This window comes from Actinomyces bouchesdurhonensis (assembly GCF_963540955.1).
GTDB lineage: Bacteria > Actinomycetota > Actinomycetes > Actinomycetales > Actinomycetaceae > Pauljensenia > Pauljensenia bouchesdurhonensis.
The window spans coordinates 1-24,803 of record NZ_CAUTSL010000009.1; the positions used below are offsets into that span (position 1 = coordinate 1).

At 62.4% G+C, this 24,803-nt stretch carries 21 protein-coding genes, 1 tRNA gene and 1 pseudogene; 6 read left to right on the forward strand and 17 right to left on the reverse strand.

The window, feature by feature from the left end; genetic code table 11:
• A pseudogene (locus tag RYL44_RS02645) lies at positions 1–223 on the forward strand (hypothetical protein); the annotation flags it as partial.
• A 111-nt stretch (positions 224–334) separates the two neighbouring features.
• Here RYL44_RS02645 and RYL44_RS02650 read toward each other — a convergent pair.
• The 11 genes from RYL44_RS02650 to RYL44_RS02700 all read right to left on the reverse strand — a co-directional run bounded on the left by RYL44_RS02650 (position 335) and on the right by RYL44_RS02700 (position 12,382).
• Positions 335–2,086: a CAP domain-containing protein gene (locus RYL44_RS02650; RefSeq protein ID WP_314975013.1), complete on the reverse strand. Its 1,752-nt coding sequence runs from the start codon at positions 2,084–2,086 to the stop codon at positions 335–337.
• 606 nt (positions 2,087–2,692) lie between these two features.
• Positions 2,693–2,765 (reverse strand) — tRNA-Ala (locus RYL44_RS02655).
• Positions 2,766–2,901: 136 nt separating this feature from the next.
• Positions 2,902–3,636, reverse strand: coding sequence for a histidine phosphatase family protein (locus RYL44_RS02660; protein WP_073983500.1), 735 nt, complete (start codon positions 3,634–3,636; stop codon positions 2,902–2,904).
• Positions 3,633–4,058 carry a ribosome silencing factor gene (gene rsfS / locus RYL44_RS02665; protein WP_314975014.1) on the reverse strand — a complete coding sequence of 142 codons (426 nt, stop codon included), beginning with the start codon at positions 4,056–4,058 and terminating at the stop codon, positions 3,633–3,635. The genes RYL44_RS02660 and rsfS overlap by 4 nt, the downstream gene beginning before the upstream one ends.
• A 12-nt stretch (positions 4,059–4,070) precedes the next feature.
• Positions 4,071–4,781, reverse strand: coding sequence for a nicotinate-nucleotide adenylyltransferase (gene nadD / locus RYL44_RS02670; RefSeq protein WP_073983498.1), 711 nt, complete (start codon positions 4,779–4,781; stop codon positions 4,071–4,073).
• Entirely contained in the window at positions 4,778–6,058 is a 1,281-nt protein-coding gene (locus RYL44_RS02675; protein ID WP_314975015.1) for a glutamate-5-semialdehyde dehydrogenase, read from the reverse strand. Before RYL44_RS02675 ends, nadD begins: the two co-directional genes overlap by 4 nt.
• 37 nt (positions 6,059–6,095) lie before the next feature.
• Positions 6,096–7,223, reverse strand: a complete 1,128-nt coding sequence (gene proB / locus RYL44_RS02680; RefSeq protein ID WP_314975016.1) for a glutamate 5-kinase — start codon at positions 7,221–7,223, stop codon at positions 6,096–6,098.
• Positions 7,220–8,743: a GTPase ObgE gene (gene obgE, locus RYL44_RS02685; protein WP_276740978.1), complete on the reverse strand. Its 1,524-nt coding sequence runs from the start codon at positions 8,741–8,743 to the stop codon at positions 7,220–7,222. Before obgE ends, proB begins: the two co-directional genes overlap by 4 nt.
• 73 nt (positions 8,744–8,816) lie before the next feature.
• Entirely contained in the window at positions 8,817–9,074 is a 258-nt protein-coding gene (rpmA, locus tag RYL44_RS02690; RefSeq protein ID WP_016461852.1) for a 50S ribosomal protein L27, read from the reverse strand.
• Positions 9,075–9,108: 34 nt separating this feature from the next.
• Positions 9,109–9,429, reverse strand: coding sequence for a 50S ribosomal protein L21 (gene rplU, locus RYL44_RS02695; RefSeq protein WP_021610652.1), 321 nt, complete (start codon positions 9,427–9,429; stop codon positions 9,109–9,111).
• A gap of 220 nt (positions 9,430–9,649) precedes the next feature.
• Positions 9,650–12,382 (reverse strand): Rne/Rng family ribonuclease, encoded by a 2,733-nt coding sequence (locus tag RYL44_RS02700; RefSeq protein ID WP_390883773.1) that lies wholly within the window; start codon positions 12,380–12,382, stop codon positions 9,650–9,652.
• A gap of 424 nt (positions 12,383–12,806) precedes the next feature.
• Between RYL44_RS02700 and RYL44_RS02705 the strand changes: the two genes are divergently transcribed.
• The 5 genes from RYL44_RS02705 to RYL44_RS02725 all read left to right on the forward strand — a co-directional run bounded on the left by RYL44_RS02705 (position 12,807) and on the right by RYL44_RS02725 (position 20,676).
• Positions 12,807–14,354, forward strand: coding sequence for a cytochrome ubiquinol oxidase subunit I (locus tag RYL44_RS02705; protein WP_314975018.1), 1,548 nt, complete (start codon positions 12,807–12,809; stop codon positions 14,352–14,354).
• A gap of 16 nt (positions 14,355–14,370) precedes the next feature.
• Entirely contained in the window at positions 14,371–15,492 is a 1,122-nt protein-coding gene (gene cydB / locus RYL44_RS02710) for a cytochrome d ubiquinol oxidase subunit II (protein ID WP_314975019.1), read from the forward strand.
• A 110-nt stretch (positions 15,493–15,602) separates the two neighbouring features.
• Complete coding sequence (gene cydD / locus RYL44_RS02715; RefSeq protein ID WP_276740077.1) at positions 15,603–17,285, forward strand: thiol reductant ABC exporter subunit CydD; 1,683 nt, start codon at positions 15,603–15,605, stop codon at positions 17,283–17,285.
• Positions 17,282–19,036, forward strand: a complete 1,755-nt coding sequence (cydC, locus tag RYL44_RS02720) for a thiol reductant ABC exporter subunit CydC (RefSeq protein WP_073983491.1) — start codon at positions 17,282–17,284, stop codon at positions 19,034–19,036. The genes cydD and cydC overlap by 4 nt, the downstream gene beginning before the upstream one ends.
• A complete protein-coding gene (locus RYL44_RS02725; RefSeq protein ID WP_314975020.1) occupies positions 19,033–20,676 on the forward strand; it encodes a sensor histidine kinase in 1,644 nt (547 codons plus the stop codon). Before cydC ends, RYL44_RS02725 begins: the two co-directional genes overlap by 4 nt.
• Before the next feature lie 285 nt (positions 20,677–20,961).
• Here RYL44_RS02725 and RYL44_RS02730 read toward each other — a convergent pair whose 3' ends face one another.
• The 6 genes from RYL44_RS02730 to rsmD form a co-directional block, all read right to left on the reverse strand.
• Positions 20,962–21,576, reverse strand: a complete 615-nt coding sequence (locus tag RYL44_RS02730) for a response regulator (RefSeq protein WP_073983489.1) — start codon at positions 21,574–21,576, stop codon at positions 20,962–20,964.
• Positions 21,577–21,651: 75 nt separating this feature from the next.
• Entirely contained in the window at positions 21,652–22,377 is a 726-nt protein-coding gene (gene rnc, locus RYL44_RS02735; protein ID WP_314769692.1) for a ribonuclease III, read from the reverse strand.
• Entirely contained in the window at positions 22,377–22,946 is a 570-nt protein-coding gene (locus tag RYL44_RS02740) for a YceD family protein (protein ID WP_314975021.1), read from the reverse strand. Before RYL44_RS02740 ends, rnc begins: the two co-directional genes overlap by 1 nt.
• Positions 22,939–23,649: a hypothetical protein gene (locus RYL44_RS02745; protein ID WP_073983486.1), complete on the reverse strand. Its 711-nt coding sequence runs from the start codon at positions 23,647–23,649 to the stop codon at positions 22,939–22,941. Before RYL44_RS02745 ends, RYL44_RS02740 begins: the two co-directional genes overlap by 8 nt.
• A gap of 30 nt (positions 23,650–23,679) precedes the next feature.
• Positions 23,680–24,150: a pantetheine-phosphate adenylyltransferase gene (gene coaD / locus RYL44_RS02750; RefSeq protein WP_314975022.1), complete on the reverse strand. Its 471-nt coding sequence runs from the start codon at positions 24,148–24,150 to the stop codon at positions 23,680–23,682.
• Positions 24,147–24,782, reverse strand: a complete 636-nt coding sequence (gene rsmD, locus RYL44_RS02755; protein WP_073983484.1) for a 16S rRNA (guanine(966)-N(2))-methyltransferase RsmD — start codon at positions 24,780–24,782, stop codon at positions 24,147–24,149. The genes coaD and rsmD overlap by 4 nt, the downstream gene beginning before the upstream one ends.
• Positions 24,783–24,803 lie beyond the last annotated feature (21 nt).

Below are 24,803 nucleotides of genomic sequence, written 5' to 3' on the forward strand. Positions count from 1 at the left end.
CGGCACCTGGTACTACTTCAAGGACAAGGGAGAGATGGTCACCGGCTGGACCAAGATCGGTGATGACTGGTACCTCCTGAACGAGTCCGGCGCCATGGTCACCGGCTGGGTTAAGCTCGGCTCAACCTGGTTCTACCTGCAGTCTTCCGGCAAGATGGTGACGGGTCCCGCCTACATCAACGGCACCTGGTACCAGTTCGCCAGCGACGGTTCGCTGATCTGATCGCCCATCGGTGAATAGCTGTATCTCTCAGTGACGTCACCGAATCACACACACAAAGAGAGGCCCGTCTTCGTTCATCACGAAGACGGGCCTCTCTTACCGCGAACTATTTCAGTTCTTAGCACGCCGCGACGCGACGAGCGCACCAATGCCGGCGACTAGGACAGCCACTGCACCAACCGCAACCCACACGGCGGATGAACCCGTCGCTGCGAGGGTCTGCGCACGTACGTTGGAGGGATTCGTGCCTTCATCCGATGCCGGTGCTGGAGCCGAGGGGGCGGGTGCCGGGGTCGAGGGGCCGGGTGCCGGAGCCGACGGCGTGGGGGTGGATGGGGTGGTCTGGCTGGGTGCCGGGGTCGAGGGGCCGGGTGCCGGAGCCGATGGCTCCTGAGTCGGCTGGCCGATCGACGGATTCGGGACGTCCTTCTTCTGATCGGCGGGCTTGGCAGGATCGTAGGAACCGGCGCTCGTCATGCAACGCGTTACCGCGTTGCGGTACTCCTCCGCCGTGAGATAACGGCCAGACTGATCTGCCCCTTGCATCGTCACACCGCCGTCCTTTTCAGGGCGAACGGAGGTATCAGCTGCAATAGCATCGGCAGTCGTGTCGAGTTGGGCGTCAATGTCGGATAGACTCTGCGGCGACTGCTCACTGGACGGGTTTGCTAGATAGTCTTCCAATGCTGCCTGTGCGGCATCAACGTTCGCTTGCGCAGCGGCGACAGCCTGATTATCAACTGTCGCATCATGCGCGCCTGCGGAGGCGGTTGCAGTGGCCGCAGGAGCGTCAGCCCCGGCCTTTGTAGGAAGTTGGTTCACATCGACGGGAAGAACTACGCCAGGAAGGGCGCCGACCAGATTCTGCCAGGAGTTCGCACGCTGTTCGTCACCAGATCCAGCCAAGCCTGACACGTAATTCGTATTGTCTGCCACGAATGCCGCGCCGTCGAAACCGTAGGCCGAGGCTGCATCGCCAGTCGTATGGAAGCGCGCGGTATCAACTCCGCTGCCAGAGATGGCATAGAATTTCTGAGTCCCGTAGATACGAGTGAACTGGCCATGCTTGGCGATGTACACACCAACGCCGACAACATTGTTGCGAGCGAGCATGTTCTTGTCATGGCCAGGGGAATTCTTCCACTGATCGAAGAGCGCATTCGCGGCCTGCATCGGGTCCTTGGTCGTCCCGTAAGCTCCCCATTTGTCACCGAAGTTTTCGCGGTAGTTGTAAGCGATATTCTCTCCAGCGTAGCTGGTTTCACCGCCGTCAAGGGTCACGCCGTTCCAATACTTCCACGTTGGATCGTGACTGAAGTCGTCTGTATCGGACATATGCTGGCTCCATGAACGAGAGTCGCTAGTCAGCGTATCCGAAACAACCAATTCCGGAAGACCAGCGTTAACTCGATAGGCGTTCATCTTCTGAACGACCAGCACCTCGATAATCTTTGCCTGGGTGGCATCGTCGACTTGCGACCAGTCAACCCAGCCCAGTGCGCGGCTTACCGTGTCAACGTCCGTCGTGTTGTCGGCGGCCGTGGAGGCCGTAGCGTTCACAGCGCTCTGTTGGGCGGCAGCGAGTGAGGCCTTCGCGGCGTCGAGAGCGTCGCGCAGCTCAGTTTCCCGATCAGAACCGGTCGCAGAGGGGGTCGAGGCACCCGCAGCGCCCGCAGCGTAGCTGGCGAGAAGCGGGTTGTATTCAGATGTAATGCGCGGCTCCGCGCCCGTGAGTGCCGCACAGAATCCGTCCTGGCTGGCGTGATTCCCCTCAGCGAGAGAGGGAATTACGACGAGCGAGGCTGCGATCGTTGTGGCGGCGAGAACGACCGAGGTGTGGGTTCGGGTGAGCTGGAACGACATCGACTATCGACCTAACACTATGAAATAAAGACAGGTAAATCTTTCCACGCGGTACGCTCACAATCAACTTTTTTCAGTAAGCAATTACCAATGAATATACGTAATTCCAGGCCTTTTGAGGTTTGACAGATCTTGAACATTCCACATAGCGATACCAAATCGTTATATTTACCGCCCAGTTACTTACCGGACCAAAAGTCCAACTGTGACTGCAGCCTAACTTTTTAGGTATTCGGAGACACATTAAACTCTCCTGCTTGACCGACAGAACAACAGGCCGATCACCACGTACTTACGCCACTATGCGCGACACTACTCACCCCACAATGCGAAAAGCCGGTTGAGACACGCAATAGTGTGCTCATATAACAAAACGCGTTGGTTTTGTGACAACTTGTCGGCTTGCCAGTACCACGAAGTCGGCCCTGAAGTCGATGGGCACCAACTTGGAGGATGGACAAATGTGTTGGTTTGTCCCACAACCCACCAGAGCCACGCAGGCCAGGCGCCATTACATGAAGCCACACTCCCCCACAGGCCCATCCCGCAACAGATGACTGAATAGACAAAAAACCGACACCCACTACGCGAGTGTCGGATTTTCGGTGGAGCTAGGGGGATTCGAACCCCCGACCTCTTCCATGCCATGGAAGCGCGCTACCAACTGCGCCATAGCCCCTTTATTCAGTTCGTCGCCCCGGCGACCTGATAAATATTAGCGGACTCCATGAAGAATACGCAAATCAGATTACATGTCCCTGATCACACTGACTGTCATCAGTCGCAGAGGCAGATGGATAGGCCCAAGACAGCGTCTAGGCACCCAGGACGTCCTCACGCGCACCGATGTTGTGCGATGCCAGGCGCCAACCCGTCCGCGCCGCACTCTTCGCGGTCGAGATACCGACGGGCACAAGTTCCGACCAGTGGCAGTTATCGACGCCACGCAACCCATTAAAAACAGCCGGGTCAAGTCCGAGCAGAGAGACGATACCCCTCGCAATTGCGGAACCGTGGGAGACAGCAATGAGCGATTGATCGGAACGGCACGCGGCCGCAGCCTCCACGACCGCGTCGCGTATACGTTCCCCCACGACCTCAGAACGCTCAACGTCGGCGCGCTCACACTCACCAGTCGCACGATACTGCGAATATGCCTCAGGTTGCTCGGAGGCGATCTCCTCGTAGGTTTTCCCCTCGAAGGTGCCGTAGAAACGTTCCGTAAGCCTCTCGTCGGCGAACGGACCTTCAGCGGGGTATCCCGCAATGTCAAACACTCGAAGGAGAATGCGTGCAGTCTCGCAGGCTCGCCCCAGAGGCGAGCAGATGATGCGTACTCCCCCATTATCGTCTACGGGCATTGTCTCAGCAGTCACGATACCGACCTCCGCGCTCGGCTCGCACAGGCGACTCACGAGTACGCCTGCAGCACCCGCCGCCTGGGACCTGCCCACATCGTTCAGAGGCTTATCGATGTGCCCCTGGAAACGACGCTCGAGGTTAAAGTCCGTCTGTCCATGACGCAGCAGAACGATGCGTGAGGCACTCATTGCGCCGACTCCGCGCCGTGGGCAGCCGCCCGCGCGGCCGCGGCCGCGCGGGCTTGGTCGGTATCCACGTCGATCGGAACGGCTGGGCAATCACCCCACAGGCGTTCGAGCGCGTAGTATTCGCGTTCATCCTCGCATAGCACATGGACGAGCAACTCCGAATAGTCCAGGAGTACCCATGTCCCCTCGGCGCGGCCCTCAATGTGGTCGGGACGGCGCCCGCGCTCCGCCCACACGCGGTCCATGATGTCCTCCGAAATTGCCCGCACCTGCCGGTCGGTCGGCGCGGATACGACGACGAAGGCGTCGGCCAGGGCGAGTTTGCTGGTGACATCAACCAAGACAGGGTTGATACCACCGCGGTCGTGGGCTGCACGAGCGACCAGCGTCACCAGATCTGAAGTAGGGTCGGGAAGGCTCACTGTTCTCCTCGGTTAGGACCTGTAGAGGCCGTACTTGTTGATGTATTGAACGACGCCGTCGGGCACGAGATACCACACGGGTTTACCCTCCTCGACGCGCGAACGGCAGTCAGTTGATGAAATCGCCATGGCGGGCACCTCGAGCAGGGACACGGATCTGCCAGGCAAGGGGGAATCCGAGAGGTCATGCCCCGGCCTGGTGACACCGATGAAGTGCGCCTGTTCGAAGAGCCTCTCGGCGTCCTTCCATTGCGCGATCTGCGCCAGGGCGTCGGCGCCTGTGATGAAATAGAAGTCCGAATCCGGGTACTCCGTGGCGAGGTCCGCGAGTGTGTCGATCGTGAAAGTTGTGCCTCCGCGATCGATGTCCACGCGGGAAACCGCGAAACGCGGGTTCGAGGCAGTCGCAATGACGGTCATCAGGTAGCGGTGCTCAGCCGAAGTGACGCGTCGTCCCGCTTTGAAGGGCTGCAAGGCAGCGGGAACGAACACGACCTGGTCGAGTCCAAACACGTCCATGACTTCGGAGGCGGCAACGAGGTGCCCGTGGTGGATAGGGTCGAAGGTGCCACCCATGATGCCGATTGCCCGCCTCCGACGAAGGGCGCGCGGTGGGTGCTGGGGCGAGGCTGGGGCTGCTGTTGCGCCCGCGGTCGCCTCGGTGGTCCTCTCGATCTCTTCCTCGTTCGAGGCCTGTGCTGATTCTTGCTCCTGCGTGTTCACGGGCGAACGGTTCCTTCCCCCTCGTAAATCCACGTGGTCGTGGTCAGCTCGGCGAGGCCCATAGGTCCGCGCGCGTGTAGCTTCTGCGTCGAGATACCCACTTCGGCGCCCAGCCCCAGCTGGCCACCGTCAGTGAAGCGGGTCGAGGCGTTAATAGCGATAGCAGCAGCATCGACTCCCTCCCGGAAGGCGCGGATAACGGCGACGTCGGACGCGACGATGCCCTCAGTATGACCGGTCGAGTAGCGGCGGATGTGCGCAGTTGCATCCTCGACGCCGCTGACGACGCGCACAGCCAAGTCCATCGACAAGTATTCGGTTTCCCAATCGACCTTCGTTGCCTCCACGATCATCTCCGAGTCGATGGAAGCTTGGCCATCGACGATGGCGCGGGTGGCAGCATCGGCGTGGATTGTCACCCCCGCGGCGGTCAGGCGAGTGATCGCCGCAACCAGGAAACGCGGTGCCACGTCGGCGTGGACCAGCAAGGTTTCCACCGCGTTACACACTCCCACACGCTGTGTCTTCGCGTTCATGACGATTGCTTCGGCAGCGTTGAGATCCGCAGAGGCGTCGACGTACAGGTGACAGTTGCCAGTGCCCGTCTCGATGACGGGGACACGCGACTGTTCGACGACGGCGTTAATGAGGCCCGCTCCCCCGCGGGGAATGAGTGCGTCGATTTGTCCGCGCGCCCGCATCATCGCCCGGGCACCCGCGCGCCCCCACCGGTCGACCGTCTGAATCGCATCGGCGGGCAAACCAACGGAAGTCAAAGCGTCACGGCACACATCGATGAGCACGTGGTTCGAGGACTGGGCTGCGCTACCACCGCGCAGAATCACAGCGTTGCCTGCCTTGAGCGCCAGGGTGGCGGCGTCGACGGTGACATTGGGGCGGGCCTCGTAGATGATGCCGACGACACCCAGGGGAACGCGCTCCTGGGTGACGCGCAGGCCGATGTCTGTGCGCATTCCACGCACAACCTGGCCAACCGGGTCAGGCAGGGCTATGATCTCGCAAACAGCCGCGGCGATGCCTCGAATGCGTTCAGGGGTCAGCGCCAGACGATCCAGTAGCCCCTCGCTCATCTGTTCCGCGCGACCACGCGCCATGTCCTCGGCGTTCGCAGACAGAATCTGGTCGGTGCGCTGAACAAGAGCCGCCGCGATGGCCTCGAGCCCCCGGTTCTTCGCATGAGTCGTTGCGTTTGCGAGGAGGCGTGCCGCCTCACGTGCGGCATCCGTCACCTGGGAAATATCTGCAGCAGTATCCACCCGTTCATCATGTCACACGAGGGGGGATCGGACCGTCTCAGTCTGTACTCATCGTCGAAAATGCGTCGCCCAACACCGCAAGATCGTCGCGGTGGATCGCCGGCCTGGGGTGTTCGTGACCCGCAGCCTCCAGCTCCACAGTGCCACAACCAGCTATCTCGGACAGCGTGTCAGAGTCATACCCCGAGAGGCCGCGCGCAACGAGGCCTGTTGGACAGGCAACATCCACGACGTCGCCTGCGTCGAAGTGTCCCAGTACGGCGCGCACGCCGGCAACCAACAATGATTTCTTGCCAACCGTAATTGCCTGCGCAGCGCCTTCATCGACAACAATCTCGCCGCGTGAGGGAGCCACGTGAGCGATCCAGAGGCGGCGCGAAGCCGGACGCTCGTGGGAAGGTTCAAACCACGTGCCCACGCACGAACCCGCCAGCACCGCCTGAAGAGCATCCGCGTTGGCGAGCTGCACGCCGATACCGCTGGTGGTCGCCAGCATTGCGGCCTGCACCTTCGTCGCCATGCCGCCCGTGCCCACGCGCGAACCTGCGCCGGTCACAAGGACGCTCATCAGGTCATCCGCGCCGGTAACTGTCTCGATCAGCTGGGAGCCGGGGTGATCCGGGGGCGCAGTGTACAGGCCGTCAACATCAGTGAGGAGCACCAGCGCGTCGGCTTGAATCATCTGCGCGATCAAGGCTCCGAGGCGGTCATTGTCTCCGAAGCGCAGCTCACGGGTGGTGACAGCGTCGTTTTCGTTCAGGATCGGTACAACACCGAGGCCAAGAAGGCGTGTCAAGGCAGCACGCACATTCGTGTAGTGGTCGCGACGCATGACATCATCTGTTGTCAGCAGGACCTGAGCAGCGTCCAGGTGATGGGCCTGGAACGCTGCCGTCCAACGCGCCATGAGGAGCCCCTGTCCCATCGCAGCTGCAGCCTGCACGCTCGGCAGATCCTTCGGCTTGGACGAAAAACCAAGCGGATCGAGACCTGCAGCGACAGCGCCGGAGGAAACAATGACGACCTCGCGTTCGTGCCCACGCCAGCGAGACACGAGGCGTGCAACAGCATCGATGCGATTCAGGTCAAGACCACCGTCCTCGCGTGTCAGGGACGACGACCCAATCTTGACGACGATACGGTGCGCGCCGGACACTCCGCTCATGACTGATCCGATGCATCCGTCCAATGGCCGGCCTCGCGCTCGGTCCACAACTCGTCGCGAGCCGCACTCTTAGCATCCATGACCTGGTGGTACACCTCGCGACGCTCCTTACGACTCGGTCGAGTATTGCGCTCCAAACGCAGGTCGGTGCCACGCGAGCCAAGCAGCTCAGGCCCAGTTGTCAGTGTCGGCTCCCAATCAAAGACGACACCACCATCCAAATCACCGATCACGATCGTGTCACCGGCGAAAGCACCAGCCTTCATCAGCTCGTCCTCTACGCCCGCGGCGTTCAGGCGATCCGCGAGGTATCCCACGGCCTCGTCATTAGAAAAGTCCGTCTGACGCACCCAGCGCTCCGGCTTGTCGCCGCGCACCTGGTAGACCTCTTCCCCATCCTTGCGGGTCTTGCGCACCGTGATCTCCACGCTGCGCCCGACCGCCTTGGGGCGAATGACGGGGCGAGCGGCCTCGAGGGCGGGGCGCTTCGCGCGCTCCTCTTCGACGATGGCTGCCAACGCGAACGACAGCTGCTTGAGTCCCTCATGGGACACGGCGGACACCTCGAAGACCGGCCAGCCGAACGACTCGAGGTCGGGACGCGTGATCTCGGCCAGGTCTCGCCCGTCGGGAATATCGATCTTGTTCAGGACGATGACGCGGGGGCGCTCCATGATCGGCACGTAGCCCTCGACCTGAGTCAGGTCGCCCTGATAGGAGGCCAGCTCGGCCTCGATGATGCGCAGATCCTCCACGGGCTCGCGGTCGGTCTCGAAAGCGGCCGTGTCCAGGACGTGCACGATGACGGCGCAGCGCTCAATGTGACGCAGGAAATCCAGGCCCAGGCCTCGTCCCTGGGACGCGCCGGGGATCAGGCCGGGAACGTCGGCGACCGTGTAGCGCGTATCCCCCGCCGACACGACGCCAAGATTCGGCACGAGGGTCGTAAAAGGATAATCAGCGATCTTCGGGCGCGCCGAACTGAGGGCGGCGATCAGCGAAGACTTGCCCGCCGAAGGAAAACCGACGAGGGCGACATCCGCGACGGACTTGAGCTCGAGGATCACATCGCGTTCCTCACCCGGCTCGCCCAGCAGAGCAAAACCGGGAGCCTTACGGGCCTTGGACGCCAGCGCAGCATTACCCAAACCTCCACGACCGCCCTCGGCGACCACGAAGCGCGCACCCACACCCGTCAAGTCAGCGAGTAGCTCACCCGACATCGACTTCACAACCGTTCCTTCGGGAACCGGTAGGACGATGTCCGCGCCTGTCTTACCCTGACGGAAATCACCCATGCCTGGCGTACCGTTGTCAGCGCGACGGTGAGGCTTACGGTGATAGTTCAGCAGCGTTGTTTCTTGCTCACTGACCTCCAGAATGACTGAACCACCATTACCGCCATCCCCGCCGTCGGGGCCTGCCAGCGGTTTGAACTTTTCACGTTTAATCGAGGCGACGCCGTTACCGCCGTGACCACCCGCCGCGTGCAGAGTCACGCGGTCCACGAAGTCTGCCACTGGAACTCCTCCTGCCAAGAAAGATAGTGAAAAGGGCGCCCGGCAACGCCGGACGCCCTTCGTGCGCTCGGTCTCAGGCTGAGACCGGCGAAACGCTGACAACCTTGCGATCGCGCTTGCGACCGAACTCGACCGCACCCGCGCGCAGGGCGAATAGGGTATCGTCCTTGCCACGGCCAACGCCGTCGCCCGGGTGGAAGTGAGTGCCGCGCTGACGAACGATGATCTCACCAGCGTTAACTAGCTGGCCGCCGTAACGCTTCACGCCGAGGCGCTGTGCGTTCGAGTCGCGACCGTTACGGGAGGAACCAAGGCCCTTCTTATGTGCCATCAGTTGCTACTTTCTGCTCGTAGGAACGTCGGGTTCAGGCGATCTCGGTGATCTTGACGACCGACATCTTCTGACGGTGTCCCTGGCGCTTGCGGTAGCCCGACTTGTTCTTGTACTTAATGATGGAAATCTTGGGGCCCTTGGCCGAGTCGACAACCTCAGCCTTGACGGAAACCTTGTCCAGCTTGGCTGCGTCAACAGTGATGGCGTCGCCATCCACCAGCATCAGCGGCTGGAGCTCGATGCTCGAACCGATTTCTTCTGCCAGCTTGTCGACGACGACGACGTCACCGACGGACACCTTTTCCTGCCGGCCGCCAGCCTTGACGATCGCGTAGACCACGTTGGAGCTCATCTCTTCTCGTATTCGTAACCGGGATCTCGCCTCGAAACTGCCGAGGACTTGCGAAGTTCTCATGATCCCGTTGGCGCTTGTTGCGCCGACGATCAAATCTAGCTGATTGACGCGCCCGAGTGCAACCCGGCACGACTGACGAATTGGCGGAATAGCTGTGCGATTCCACACCCCCACGAGAGAGGGAAGGCCATCCGGTCATCCCTCTCTCCCAGAAAAACTATCCCGCATCCACGATGCCCGTTGACACGACGCGGCGGCGATGCTTGGCCCGTGGCTGGTCGGACGCTTCCGGCAGCCGGATGTCATCGGTCGAGAGCGTCGGGATGGACGACTCAACAACCTCGGCGCGGGCGGGTAGCTCGACAACGATCGGGGCGGGGGCAGCCTCGGGTTCAACAATGCCTGTGGAAGCGACCGCGCGATGTTTGCGAGCCTTGCGCGCCGTGGGATCCTGGCGGAGCTGCGGGGCAGAAACCTCGGCAGGTGAGACCTCGGCGGTAGATGCATCATCCTCGACGTGACGCTCAGCAGGTACAGCAGGAGCCTCAGCTGGTTCAGCAGACGAGGCCGTGGCTACCTTGCGGGTAGTGCGCCTGCGGGTAGCAGGTGCCTTCTCATGCTGCTCGGGCAGCTGAATGTCGGAAGCATCCTTGAGCGGCACCGGCACCTGATCTGCAGACTCAACTGGATCGGGCAGGTCAATGTAGATCGGAAGGTCGGGCATCGGTGTTGTCTCCGCAACGCGACGGCGACGACGAGGACGCTTCACTCCGCTGTCCATGGCGGTCTGCGCATCAGGATCCGCGGGTACTTGAACATCGGGAGCGTCCGACGCGTTATCCTTCGATGCGGACTGGTCGGTTACTGGTGTGTTCACCTCTTGGGCAGATGTCACGTCACCGGACTCGGCGCGCACACGGCGAGGGGAACGCTTCTGGGCGGCCCCCTCCTTGCGTGCCGAGGCCTCGTCATCCTTACGGGTTGAGGCAGCGGCGATGGCGCTCAGGGCTTCCTTCGCGCGCTCGTGATCCACACGATCCTCGATATGGTGGCTCTCCGTCTTCTTCTGCTGTTTCTTCGAAGCCTTATTAGAAGACTTCGACGACGAATCAGATCCAGAGTTTTCAACGGGGTGATGGTGCACGATAAATCCGCGACCCTCGCATGCCTCGCATGGGGTAGAGAAGGCCTCGACCAGCCCCTCACCCACGCGCTTGCGTGTCATCTGCACGAGCCCCAGCGAGGTGATCTCGGTGACCTGGTGGCGCGTGCGGTCGCGGCCCAGGCACTCCACCAGGCGGCGCAGCACGAGGTCACGGTTCGACTCGAGCACCATGTCGACGAAGTCGATGATAACGATGCCGCCGATGTCGCGTAGACGCAGCTGGCGCACAATCTCTTCGGCCGCCTCCAGGTTGTTGCGGGTAACCGTCTCCTCGAGAGTACCGCCGGCCCCGATGAACTTGCCGGTGTTGACGTCGATGACGGTCATCGCCTCGGTGCGGTCGATGATGAGGGTACCACCCGAGGGCAGCCAGACCTTACGATCCATGCCCTTGGCGAGCTGCTCATCGATGCGATGCGCATGGAACACATCCTGAGTGCCCACCCACTGCTCGACGCGATCGGAGAGTTCGGGGCTGAGTTCATCCACGTACTCCTTGACGGTCGCGTAGGTGTCGCGCCCCTCGATAACGAGCTTGGAGAAGTCCTCGTTGAAGATGTCGCGCACGACGCGCACAGCAAGCTCTGGCTCACCGCGCAGCAGTGTTGGAGCGCTCTTCGTGGAAGTACGTTTCTTCTCAATGTCCTCCCACTGGCGGTTCAGGCGCGCGACGTCGTCGCGAATCTGTTCCTCCGTCGCACCTTCCGCGGCGGTACGCACGATGACGCCGGAACCGGAAGGCACGACGGCCTTGAGGATCTTCTTCAAGCGGGCACGTTCCTTATCCGGGAGCTTGCGGGAGATGCCCATCATGGAGCCGCCGGGAATGAGGACCAGGTAGCGTCCCGCCAGAGTGATTTGAGAGGTCAGGCGGGCGCCCTTATGTCCGATTGGATCCTTCGTCACCTGAACGAGGACGGGGTCCCCGGACTTCAGCGCGGATTCAATGCGGCGAGGCTTGCCCTCCATGCCGACGGCATCCCAGTTAACTTCACCGGCGTAGAGCACAGCGTTACGACCACGGCCAACATCAACGAACGCGGCTTCCATCGACGGCAGGACGTTCTGAACGCGACCCAGGTAGATGTTGCCAACCATCGAGGATTGGGTACGCCGCGCAACGTAGTGCTCAACCAGTAGGCCATCTTCCAGGATCGCAATCTGGTCCAGGCCGTCCTGGTCGCGGATGACCATCGTGCGTTCAACGGACTCGCGGCGAGCCAAAAACTCGGACTCGGAGATCGAGTGGCGGCGACGGCCTTCGCGACGCCCCTCACGACGGCGCATCTTCTTGGCCTCCAGACGGGTTGAACCCTTCAGAGCCTGCACCTGATCGACCGGATCGGAGTTTTCTTCGGACGAGGACGAAGCAGCCGAACGTGCGCGGCGACGGCGGCGACGACGACTTGAGGAGTCCTCCTCGTCGACTGAGTCGGTCTCGCGTGAGGCTACGTTCGCTTTCTCGGCGTTGTCTTCGGAAGCGGCCGAGGCCTCGTCGGATTTCTTGGGGCGACGACGGCGCCGAGTCTTTGGCTCGACAGGGGTTTCCTCGCCCTCACCGGCGGAAACATCCTCTTCGGCGGCCACCGGCGCCTCCTCCGTTTTCTTGGAACGGCGGCGACGCTTGGAGGTCTCTTCACGTGGAGCCGATTCCTCTTCGGGGGCGGTGGAGGCACGCCGACGCTGAGGCTCGGATCCTTCGCCGACGATAGGCGTGGCCACTTCGGGGGCGGCCTGGAACACGGGTGCTTGGAACAAAAGCGACGCGGCAGGAGCCACGGGCATAGTTGATTCGGTTGTCACGATTCTCCAATGGTGGGCGCGCGCCCCATGCCGGGACGCACCCTATTTTCATCGCCCGCGGGGGGCGGAAACCTAGTGGAGCGCAGGTGCGCAGGTGCCGGCGGCACATCATCGCTCGGCTCTCATCGCGGGGGCACGCCCGCGACATCCATTCACCCTAATTGTCTCACAAGACTAGGCACCATCTCCCGATGGGCGACAGGTTCAACATCACACCCAGATAATCAGTCGGACAAGTCCATCAAAAATATTCGGACACATATGTCACAAAACCATCACATAACCGGCATTTCAAGCGCTCCGTTTCTGTCTTTTGAGCTACATTAAAGCCAGCCCGTGACGTAGGTCCTAACGTCTTCGTCACGGGGCATATCGATTTCTCATCCCCACACGGGAAGGTCCCATCATGACCCTCGCGCAAACAGCGCTCGACGCGGTCACGGTCGGACGATGGCAGTTCGGTATCACAACCGTCTACCACTTCGTCCTCGTACCGCTAACGATCGGCCTGTCCCTGCTGGTCGCGATCATGCAGACCGCATGGCACCGCACCGGCAAGGAATACTGGCTGCAAGCAACCCGCTTCTTCGGCAAGCTCCTTCTTATCAACTTCGCGCTAGGCGTCGCCACCGGTATCGTCCAGGAGTTCCAGTTCGGTATGAACTGGTCAGAGTACTCCCGCTTCGTCGGTGACATCTTCGGAGCTCCTCTAGCTGTCGAGGCCCTCCTCGCCTTCTTCCTCGAGTCCACGTTCCTGGGACTGTGGATCTTCGGATGGGGGCGCCTATCGAAAGGCCTTCACCTGGTGACCATCTGGTGCGTCGCCATCGGCACAATGCTGTCAGCTGCCTGGATTCTCGCAGCCAACGCATGGATGCAGCACCCCGTGGGCGCCCGCTTCAACCCTGACACCGGTCGCGCCGAGCTCGACGGTCCCGGCGGTTTCCTTAAACTCATTACCTCGGGCGTTTACCTGTCCGAGTACTCTCACGTCATCACGTCCGCCTGGCTGGTGGCCGGTTCCTTCGTGGCTGGCCTGGCCATCTGGTGGATGGTACGCGCCTCCCGTGAGGGCAGCGACGAGGCCGTGGCGCAGGCTCGCGACGTGTGGCGTCCCATCGCCCGCTTCGGCTTGATCGTCGTCCTCATCGGCGGCATTGGCACGGTTGCGACCGGTCACATTCAGGGCCAGGAAATGGTCAAGGCACAGCCGATGAAGATGGCCGCCGCCGAAGGTATTTGCGTCGACACCGAAGGAGCCGCCTTCACGGTCGCCCAGTTCGGTTCCTGCCCCCTGGGTGAGGACGGCACGCAACCGACCCAGTTCATCAAGGTCCCGGGCGTCGCCTCCTTCATGTCCCACAACTCCTTCTCAGCTACCTCCGAGGGCGTCGCCGACATCCAGGAGCACATGGTGGAGTTGCTCAACTCCGACTCGAATTTCACCGCCAAGTACGGCGACGCCGCGCAGTACGACTTCCGTCCCCCACAGATGGTGACCTTCTGGTCCTTCCGATTCATGATCGCTCTGGGCATGGTGGCCTTCCTGCTGGCGGCGTGGGGCCTGTGGGCCACCCGCGGCGGAAAGACCTCGTCGAACACCTGGCTGGGTCGCTTCGCGGTCCTCAACATTCCGCTACCTTTCCTGGCCGCGTCCTTCGGCTGGATCTTCACTGAGATGGGTCGCCAGCCGTGGGTTGTTGTTCCGAACCTGCAGGCGATGGCCACGGGTTCTGACCTTGGTTCCGTCGCCATGATGACCGAGGTGGGTATCTCCCCCAACGTCCCGGCAGGACAGGTGCTCACCTCCCTCGTTCTATTCACCCTCCTGTACGGCGTGCTGGGCGTCATGTGGTTCGTCCTCATGAAGCGCTATGCGCTCGAGGGCATCCACTCTTCCAAGGCCGACAAGGCCGAGGACGAGGCCCCGACCGATCTGTCCTTCGGATACTGAGAGAGGAACAACGATCATGACTCTGTCAATTCTGTGGTTCATCCTCGTCGCCGTTCTGTGGACGGTCTACCTCATCCTCGAAGGCTTCGACTTCGGTGTCGGCATGCTCCTTCCTTTCGCAGCCAAGGGCGATCGTGAACGCACGCAGATGGTGCGTACGATCGGCCCCCACTGGGACGGCAACGAGGTGTGGCTGCTGACCGCCGGCGGGGCGACCTTCGCGGCGTTCCCCGAGTGGTACGCAACCATGTTCTCCGGCATGTATCTTGCTCTGTTCCTCATTCTTGTCTGCCTGATTATCCGCATCATGGCGCTCGAGTGGCGCTCGAAGGTGGCCACCGAGAAGTGGCGCCGCACCTGGGACTGGGCCCACACGATCTGCGCGTGGCTTGTCCCCCTGTTGTTGGGCGTCGCATTCGCTAACTTCGTTGCGGGCATGCACATCGAGGTCGTTGATGTCGCCACCGGCACCGTCGTCGACCCGACCCTGGTCAATCAATCGCTGGCGAGCGCGACCCACCAGCTCACGGGCGGCTTCTTCTCGCTACTGACCCCCTACACGCTCCTGGGTGGATTGGCCGTCCTGGCGGTGTGCCTGGCTCACGGCGCACAGTTCCTGGCTCTGAAGACGACGGGCGAGGTCCGCGATCGTGCGAACGCTATCGCCGCTCCCGCCACGATCGCAGCGACCGTGCTGGCCGCCGCGTGGCTCGTGTGGGGCCAGTTCGCCTACACGACGAACGTCCTGGCGTGGGTCCCGCTCGTGGTCGCAGCCTTGGCGATCATCGTTTCGACAGTGCTCTCGCAGTCCACGTTGCGCCGTGAGGGCCTATCTTTCGCGGCTTCCTCTGTGGCGATCGCTGGCACAGTTGCATGGGTTTTCGCATCGATGGCTCCCGCCGTCCAGAAGTCTTCGATCAACCCGGCGTACTCGCTGACGATCGAACAGGCCTCGTCGACAACCGCGACGCTCACCGTCATGACGATCGTGACCGTGTGCCTGTTGCCCATCGTCCTGGCCTATGTCCTGTGGTCCTACTGGACCTTCCGTTCCCGCGTGGGCACGGAGGACGTGACGACTAAGACTGGCCTGCTCATGAAGAAGATCCGTCTGGGCGAAAACTTCCTCGCCGACTGATTGATTCGCTGCGCTGCGCCCGGTACCCTCTGCGGGAGCCGGGCGCAGTTGTGTACGTGCCAAGACGAGGCCGGGGACCTTCGACCCATAACGGTAGGTTTTGGGGCACAATGGTATCCGTGCGTCCCTTTGATCCTCGTTTGTTGCGTTATGCCCGTTCGGCTCGCACCCCTATCGCGCTCACCGCACTCCTGGGAACGGTTACGGCCCTGCTGGTGCTCGCCCAGGCGCTGCTTATTTCCGCTGCTCTCTCCCCGGTCGTCTCAGGTTCCGCCACACTGACTGATATTCTTCCCGCCATCGCTGGTGTCGCGGCTGTATTCGCGCTGCGCGCCATGGTCGTTGCGGGACGCGAGGCAATTGCTGCACGCGCCGCTACCAACGCCATTATCGAACTGCGCAAACGCGTCATCAACGCCTCTATTGCCCTGGGACCACGCTGGAGGGCAACCAACAGCGCACAGACCGCGACACTCCTGTCGACCGGCCTCGAAGACCTGCGCCCGTACTTTGTGTCGTTCCTACCTCAACTGGTACTTGTCTGCACCGTCACCCCAGCGGCACTGGGCGTTATTCTCCTGCTGGACTTCTGGTCTGCTCTCATCGCTCTTCTCGTCCTTCCTCTCATCCCGATCTTCATGATCCTCATCGGTCGTTTCACCGAGGCGGCGTCCCAGGACAAACTGGAGACCATGAAACGCCTGACAGCCCAGCTGCTGGATCTCATGTCGGGACTTCCGACCCTGAGGGCCCTCGGGCGCGAGAAGGCACCGCGTGCTCACCTTCGCGCACTCGGCAAGGCAAACACCAAGGCGACGATGGCGACCCTGCGCGTCGCATTCCTCTCCGGAGCAGTTTTGGAGTTCCTCACAACCCTGTCGGTTGCCCTGGTCGCCGTCGAAGTCGGTATGCGCCTGGTATTTGGGAACATATCCCTGTTCCACGGCCTCGCGGTCATCATGTTGGCCCCCGAAGTCTTCGAACCGCTGCGCCAGGTGGGTGCCCAGTTCCATGCATCGGCTAACGGGGTTGCAGCCTCGCGCGCAGCCTTTGACATCATCGAACAGGCCGATGACACGGCGCACCCGGGGACCACCGCTTGCCCGGACATGAGTGCCACCGACATTGTGCTCAACGGCGTCGGCGTGCACGCTCGCGGAGCGTGGGGTCCCGCGCCCACGAGCGGGGTGATCCGCCCGGGCACCGTCACTGCTTTCGCCGGTCCTTCGGGGGCAGGAAAATCGACGCTCGTCGCATGCCTCCTCGCAGACGTTACCCCCGATGTCGGCCAAATCCGTCTACGCCCCCAGGCCTCGAACCAACAAAGTGACGAGCTGGACCTCGCCGACGTGGACCCAGTCTCCTGGCGTTCCTCCATCTCCTGGGTGCCGCAATCCCCCACGCTCGTCCCCGGCACGATCCTGGACAACATGGGGGGACTTCGGACTCCAGACCTGGAGGATGCTGCGCACGCCACCGGCTTCGACGCCGTCCTGTCGACCACACCCCACGGGTGGGACACCACCATCGGCTCCGGAGGCGTCGGCCTCTCCGTCGGCCAACGCCAGCGCCTAGCACTGACGCGCGCGCTCGCTGCACGCTCCCAGATCGTCGTCCTGGATGAACCCACCGCCCACCTTGATGCTGTTAGCGAAGAAACCGTCGTGCGCTCTATTCGCGCCATGCGCGCCAGGGGTGCAACGGTCATCGTCATCGCCCACCGTAGCGCCATCATTGAGGTCGCCGACCAGATCATTGACGTGGCATCTGCAAACGAGGCGATAGTCGCATGAGGCTCTTCCTGACCCGCTCCGAATCCGCTGCGCTGCGCCGCTGCATCTCCATGCTTGACGTGTCACGCCCGGGATTTGCCCTGTCCGTACTGCTCGGCGTCACTGCGCTCGGTTCGGCCATCGCCCTGGGCGGCACCGCCGCATGGTTGATAGCGCGCGCCTCCCAGCAACCGCCCGTCCTCTATCTGACTGTCGCAGCCACGTCGGTGCGGCTCTTCGGTGTCTCTCGCGCCCTCGCTCGCTACCTGTCGCGATTAGCCTCGCACAGGGTTGCTCTCGACGGCATGGATTCCCTGCGCGCCAACCTCTACGACCGCTTGTGTCACCAGTCTGAAGCCTCCCTGTCTGGTATTCGCCGCGGCGATCTGATGACGCGCGCAGGCTCTGACGTGGACGAGGTTGGAAACGTAGTGGTCAGGACCCTCCTGCCTTCGCTGGTTGCCTTCGTAGTCGGCATTGGGACGGTCGGTGTCGTCACGGTCATGTCGCCCGCAGCAGGACTGGTCCTCGCGCTTGGCCTCATTGTGTCTGGCATCGTGGCGCCCTCCCTCGTCGCCCGCTCGGTACGCCTGGCGGAAACGCTGGGTTCCCAGGCGCGAATTAACATCGCGTCCACGACCCTAGCTGTACTAGAAGGTGCCACCGAACTCTCCCTGGCCGGGACGCTCCCCCACGCGCGCGCATCACTCGACGAGGCCGAGACGGATCTGGCCCGCGCGATCGCACGCTCCGCGAAACTCTCCGCGCTTGCGCGTGGACTCGACGTGTGCGCCATGGGCGCCGGCGTCATTGGCGCGATCCTCATTGGCGTCCCTCAGACTACCTCCGGGGTCCTGGCCGAGGTGCTTCTCGCGGTCATCGTCCTGATTCCGCTGTCGTCCTTCGAGGGGGTAGCCGAGCTTGCCCCCGCCGCCTCACAACTGGTGCGCAGCGCGCAAGCCGCCCAACGCATTTGCGCTTTGCTGCGCGACGAGATCCCATCTGCCACCCACGACATCCCAGCAGGCCCGCCGATCGTTGAAGCCTGCGACCTGTCAATCGGCTGGCCGGGGGGTCCCACGCTGGCGACCGGCATCTCTGTTTCTGTGCAACCCGGACATTCCCTGGCGATCGTGGGCGCTTCCGGTATCGGAAAGACAACCCTGCTGGCGACCCTCACCGGTGTGATTCCCCCCAAGTCTGGTAAAGCCCTCATCAACGGTGTCCCCGCATGGAGAGCGAGTCGTGACCAGGTTGCCTCCAACATCACGATGACGGCCGAAGACGCCCATGTCTTCGCGACCTCCATCTTTGAAAACCTGCGCGTCGCCCGCGCCAACCTCTCGCGGGACGAGGCCGTGAACCTCCTCGCTCGCGCCGGCCTCGAACAGTGGATTGCTTCCCTGCCCGATGGAATCGACACCCTCATCGGGTCGGGCGGCACCACAGTGTCAGGCGGTGAACGTCGTCGCCTCCTGATGGCCCGCGCTCTCGCTGCACCTGCACCAATCATGGCCATCGACGAGGCTGCCGAACACCTCGATGCGACCACCGCTGACAGGCTCATGAATACTCTGCTCACCCACTCGCCAACGCGCGCTACCCTGGTCGTCACGCACCGACTCAGCGCACTCGAGCATGCCGACCACGTCCTCGTCCTCGCGACACCCGAACCCGGCGCGCCCGCACGCGTCGCCGCACACGGAACCCACACAGACGTCCTCAGTTCCCTGCCGACCTACCGGTGGGCCCTCAGACAGGAAGAACAATGAGTCCCAACGACACAGACTTCACGTTGCTCAAAGCAGCCATCGATCTAACCGGCTCACTCGACCTGAAAGACGGACTGCAGAAGTTCGTTAACCAGGCGTGCGCCTTCACATCCTCCCCACACGCAACGATGTCGGTCCTCGACACGTGGGGTGCAACAACGCTCCAGCTCGAGCACCACGACTCACTGCCGGGTCCGACGGTGCCTCATTCACTGACGACAGCGATCCCCGTCACCGCGCCGCTCCTCGTCAATTCCCCCAGCGACGCTCCGGACCTGGAGCTGCCCGACTCCACTCCCCCGTTCCTAGGCATCTCCGTCCTCGTACGCGAACAGGTCTATGGACGTCTTTACCTGACGGGCAAACCTGGTGGCTACACAAGCGACGACGCCGCCGTTGTCACAGCCCTGGCACCCGCTGCTGGCATCGTCGTGGAAAACGCCCACCTCTACGCGGATTCAAAGCGTACGGCGCGCTGGATTAGCGCCTCACAGTCACTGACAACGACGATGCTTGAAGGAACGGACGAGGAAGAAGCCCTCGAACTCATCGCCAAGACCGTGCGCGAAGTATCCCACGCGGACACCGCCATCATCGTCCTACAGTCCGTGGGCGACACATGGGCAGCAGAAATCACCGACGGCAAGAACGCGTCGAGTCTCTTGGGCCTCACGTTCCCACCTGAGGGACGCGCCATGAGTGTCTTGCACGAGGGAACCGGCATGATCGTGGATTCAATGTCTCGCGCCCAGACGATGCGCGTACCCCAGCTGGCTGCTTTCGGCTCCGCTCTCTACGCCCCCCTACGGTCGCGCGGCGTCTCCTCCGGCGTGCTCATCCTGCTGCGCCAGATCGGAGCCCCCGAGTTCGATTCCTCCGAGCTCTCACTCGCGGAATCGCTGGCATCGCAGGCGACGCTCGCTCTCGAACTGGCCTCCGCCCGCCACGCCCAGGACGTCGCTGCGCTCCTCGACGAACGAGACCGCATCGGACGCGACCTGCACGACTTCGCCATCCAACAACTTTTCGCGACCGGCATGGCCTTGGACGCCGCCAAGCAGAAGGTGAGCGTCGGCCACGTCGATCCCGTGGCCATTGAGTCACTTATAGATGATTCGTTAGCTTCCATCGACGAGGCTGTCCGCCAGATCCGAACGATCGTGCACAACCTGCGCGAGCGAGACAAGGCCGTCGGACTCGTTGAGCGGATCCGTCGCGAGTCCTCCCTAACCCGCTCTGCTCTGGGCTTCGCTCCCTCCCTCGTCATCACCCTCGACGGGGCAGCAATTAACTCCGATCTTGACAATGAGTTGATCGTCATCGACGAGTTCGATGGGCGCGTCGACCCCGACCTATCTGATGATGTTGTCGCCATCGTGCGCGAAGGTCTTTCCAACATTGCCCGCCACGCCCACGCGACAGCAGCCACCGTGACCGTCGACGTATCCGGGCAAGGAAAAACGGGTCGAGTGCGTATTGTCATCACAGACGACGGTCGCGGCATCGACCCGTCACGCACCCGCAACTCCGGCCTGGCGAACATGGCTGAACGAGCGCGACGCCACCACGGCAGCTTCGATGCGACTGCGGGGGAAGGCAACATCGGCACCAGGATTCGCTGGATCGCTCCGCTCGAGTAACCCCTTTTCAATCCCCATCGACGAGGCCGTGGCGACGGGCCGCGTTGCGCCCTGCCGGTCTAGGCACTCAACCACGTTGTCCCCGAGGAGCTCGTCGCACACGCGGTTACACAAGGACACCACGAACCCGCACCGCCAGGGCTTGCCCTCTCACGATTGTTGGATTCACCTGTTGAGTATGCGAGCATTCTCCCAATACAAAAGGAGAAGTCCGACAATCAGTGAATGAACCAAAGACAATGACGCACCTCACCTAACATCACAGGGCGTCGGAGAACTCAGGATTCAGTTACGCCACGCGGCAGCCCGCTGCCCTGCCACCCAAGCCGCCACCTGTGTGCGACGCTGCAAACCCATTTTGGATAGAAGCGACGTGATGTGGTTCTTCACCGTCTTCTCTGCGACGCCTAACTTCTCCCCAATCTCACGGTTCGACAAGCCATCACCAATCAAATCGAGAACCTTACGCTCCGACGGCGTCAGATCAGCCGTCGGATCCTCGTGATCAACACGCCGACGCGTCAAGGTACGCTCGTCGAGCAACACGCGCCCATCAGCAACAGCCTTGATAACATCCGTAATTTCCGCGCCGCGCACGGTCTTCAGGATATACGCCCGCGCACCAGCCTCCAACGACTCAGCCAAGGCCTCGTCATCATCGAAGGACGTTAAAACGACGGGAAGGATCTGCGGATGAGAAGCGCGCAGACTAGTCATAATGTCGATGCCGGTACCATCGGGCAACTGCAGGTCAACCAAAATCACGTCAGGACGCACCAGGTCAGCGCGACGTACGGCGTCCGCAACGGAGCCGGCTTCAGCGACGACCTCCAGGGTGTCATCCCGGTCAACGATCTCAGCTATACCACGTCGAACAATCTCATGATCGTCGACGATCATTACGCGCGTACGCGCGGAAGTATTTTCACTCACGAGTTCATACTAACTGTTAGGAGGGTCCACACCCTCGTGTACTTATTCTTCTTCCGGGGAAAGCCGATTCATCGCGTCCTGTGCGGCCGCGTTCTCCGCATGCTTCTTCGACGAGGCCTGGCCTGAACCCACCGCGTCCAGGCGTTCAGACACGAAAGCGCGCGCGGTAAAGACGCGCCGGTGATCGGGACCTTCTCCCTCCACCTCGTAGGACACCTCGCCCAGGCCCTCGGCCTGCGAGTACTCCACGAGAAGGGTCTTCCAATCCTGGTGATGGCCACGCGACGGAGCATCCACCAGTAGGAAACGCAGACGCTCGAGGACAACGCGCCGCGCCTCTTCCAGTCCGCTGGTCAGGTAGGTGGCTCCGATGAGTGCCTCGAATGTGTCGGAGAGAATCGAATCCTTCTCCCTGCCCCCATGCATGGACTCGCCCTTGCCGAGGAAAACGAAATCACCCAGGCCAATGCGGCGAGCGGCGGCAGCCAGGGGCTGCTGTGAGACTGTGGCTGCTCGCATGCGCGACAGATCTGATTCGGCCACGTCCGGGTACTGCTCGTAAAGCTTTTGCGCGATGATAATCGAGAGCACCGAATCGCCCAGGAACTCCAAGCGCTCGTTGTTGGCAATACCACCGGCTTCGTTCGCGTAGGAGCGGTGCACGAGCGCGAGCCGCAACAGGGGTGCGTCGATGCGCGTGCCCCACGCCTCCACGAGTGCGTCGGTGTCGGTGCGAGGAGGGACAGGAAGGTGCTTCGAGCGGGCCATCAGGATCGCCCCGGCTCGGCATTGTCACCCAGCAGAGATGCCAAGGAGGCCAGTCGAGGATCGATGGCAACGTGCTCGTGATCGGCGGGCAGGTCAGCCCACTTCTCACCGCACACGTCGCACAGGCCAGCGCAGTCGGGACTGCACAGCGGACGCAGGTCAACGAGGGTGACAATGGCGTCGCGCAACTGGGTCTCGATATTAATCGAGTCACGCTCGCCAATGACGAACAGATCGTCGGCCTCCACGCCATCGTCCTCGGACACGGTCAAGGCGGGGGCACCGGACTCAAAGTAAACCTCCGCGCTAGACACGTCGTGGTGCTCGCGTACCTCCTCCAGGCAGCGCACGCACTCGCCGACCAGGTCAACGGAGGTGGCGACCTGCACAAGGACACCATCCTCAACGCTGGTCAAATCGACTAAGAGTTCAATGGGGGTTCCTGGCGTCACCGACATGGAGGGGGTTCCCAGGTCATCCGGAGCCACCCACACGATGTCCTCGCGGAGCGTGGACCCGAGCGCGCGGGGCAGGCGCGCCAGGGACAGAGTCAGGGCCTTATCACTCATGAGACAGGTCCACATCGGTCACGTCGACACCGCGCCGCTCAGCAATTGCGCGCCGACCGGCGTCGGTGCGCCGTGACACGTCGGCGATGAGACGCGCGAGTTCGTCGAGGGAGGAGGCAACGTAGTCATCCGCACCCTCGCGCAGGGAGGTGGCGGAGCGCTTGGCATCGGCGACGATCTCACGGGCACGATCCTCAGCCATGCGCACAATATTCTCGGTGGAGACGATGCGCGCGGCTTGGGCATTCGCGTCGGCGATCGTGGCCTCCGCGTCAGCGCGAGCCTGGGAGACGAGCGCCGTGGCCTCGTCATTCGCTCGCGAGCGCATTCGTTCAGCTTCTTCCTCAGCATCCGCGCGGATCTGCGCGGCACGCTCGTTAGCTTGATCAAGGGTGGAGGATGCGCGCGAGTTCGCCTCAGCGATGCGTGTTTCTGCCGCGGAGTCAGCGCGCCCCAGCACAGCGTCAGCGTCTGCGACGACGGCATCGGCAGCGACGAGGTCCTCGGGAAGGGCTTCGCGCGCCTGGTCGAGGAGGTCGAGGATTTCAGCCTTATTGACCATGATGGAGGCGGACAGGGGCACGGAACGGGAGGACTCGACGAGGTCTTCGATCTGGTCGAGGGCGGCGATCACTGTGGAGGGACCGTAGACGGTTTCCTCGTTCCACTCGTCCTGGTTGTTGTCTGCGGGCGTGTCAGCCATGAGTCCCTCCTGCGTTCCACCGGGCATGATTCAGTTTCTATTCTCCGTCAGATACTGCGCCACCGCTGGTGGGACATACCGAGAAACGTCTTTTTTGAGAATGAGAAGTTCACGGACGGCGCTCGAGGACACGTGGGCCAGCTCGGGACGCGTGGGAACCCACCACGTATCTACACCCCCGACTTCCAGATTGAAGGCCGCTTGAGGAGCCTCATAGTCGGTGTCCTGCGCCCCGCGTACCCCTTTGATGATGAGGGTCGCGCCCAAGCGACGGGCTTCGTCCATGGTGGCATCGTTCAGGAGGACAACTTCCACCCCGGGAAGGTGTGCGGTTGCTTTCTTGATGAGGATGACGCGCTCCCTCGGCGCGGTGAACCCACGCTTGGCTGGGTTGACACCTACCCCAATGATAAGACGATCAGCGATCGCGGCGGTGCGCTCAGCCACGTCGAGGTGACCATTCGTGAAAGGGTCGAAGGACCCGGGGAACAGTGCGATCACCGGTCATGCTCCTCACCCGACGAGGCCGGGGCACCCCCACACCCATCACTGTCCCCACGCTCATGTTCCTCTGGCAGGGGCGGACCCGCAAAGTAGACGACCGTCTCTCCCCACGTGCGCGCGTCTTCGAGGACCAAGAAGGTCGGCCAGGAAGGAGGGGGGACACGCGTGGAACGCTCGACGAGGACCAACGAATCAGGGCCAATCCACGGGGCAAGGCCGGACAGAACCTCCGTCATATCTTCCTCGGCGATGTCGTAGGGAGGATCGATGAACACCAGGTCCACCTCCCCCTCGAGGGCGTCGCTACTGCGGGCGGCAAGGTAAGTGCGCGCGTCAGCGGTCACGACGTGGGCGGGCAGCCCCGTCGCGCGAACGTTGGCCGTGGCGACGCGAGCGGCAGCCGATGCACGTTCGACGAGAGTGGCGCGGGCAGCACCCCGGGAGAGCGCCTCAAGACCGAGGGCACCCGTACCGGTGAAAAGGTCGAGGACGGTGGCCCCATGCAGGACGTTCATATGGTCCAGACGGGAGAAGAGCGCCTCGCGGACCCGCTCAGAGGTGGGGCGCGTGCCGGACTTGGGCACAGCGAGGGTACGGCCCTTAGCGCTACCTGCGACGATTCTGGTCATGCCCCTACCCTACCGGGAGCA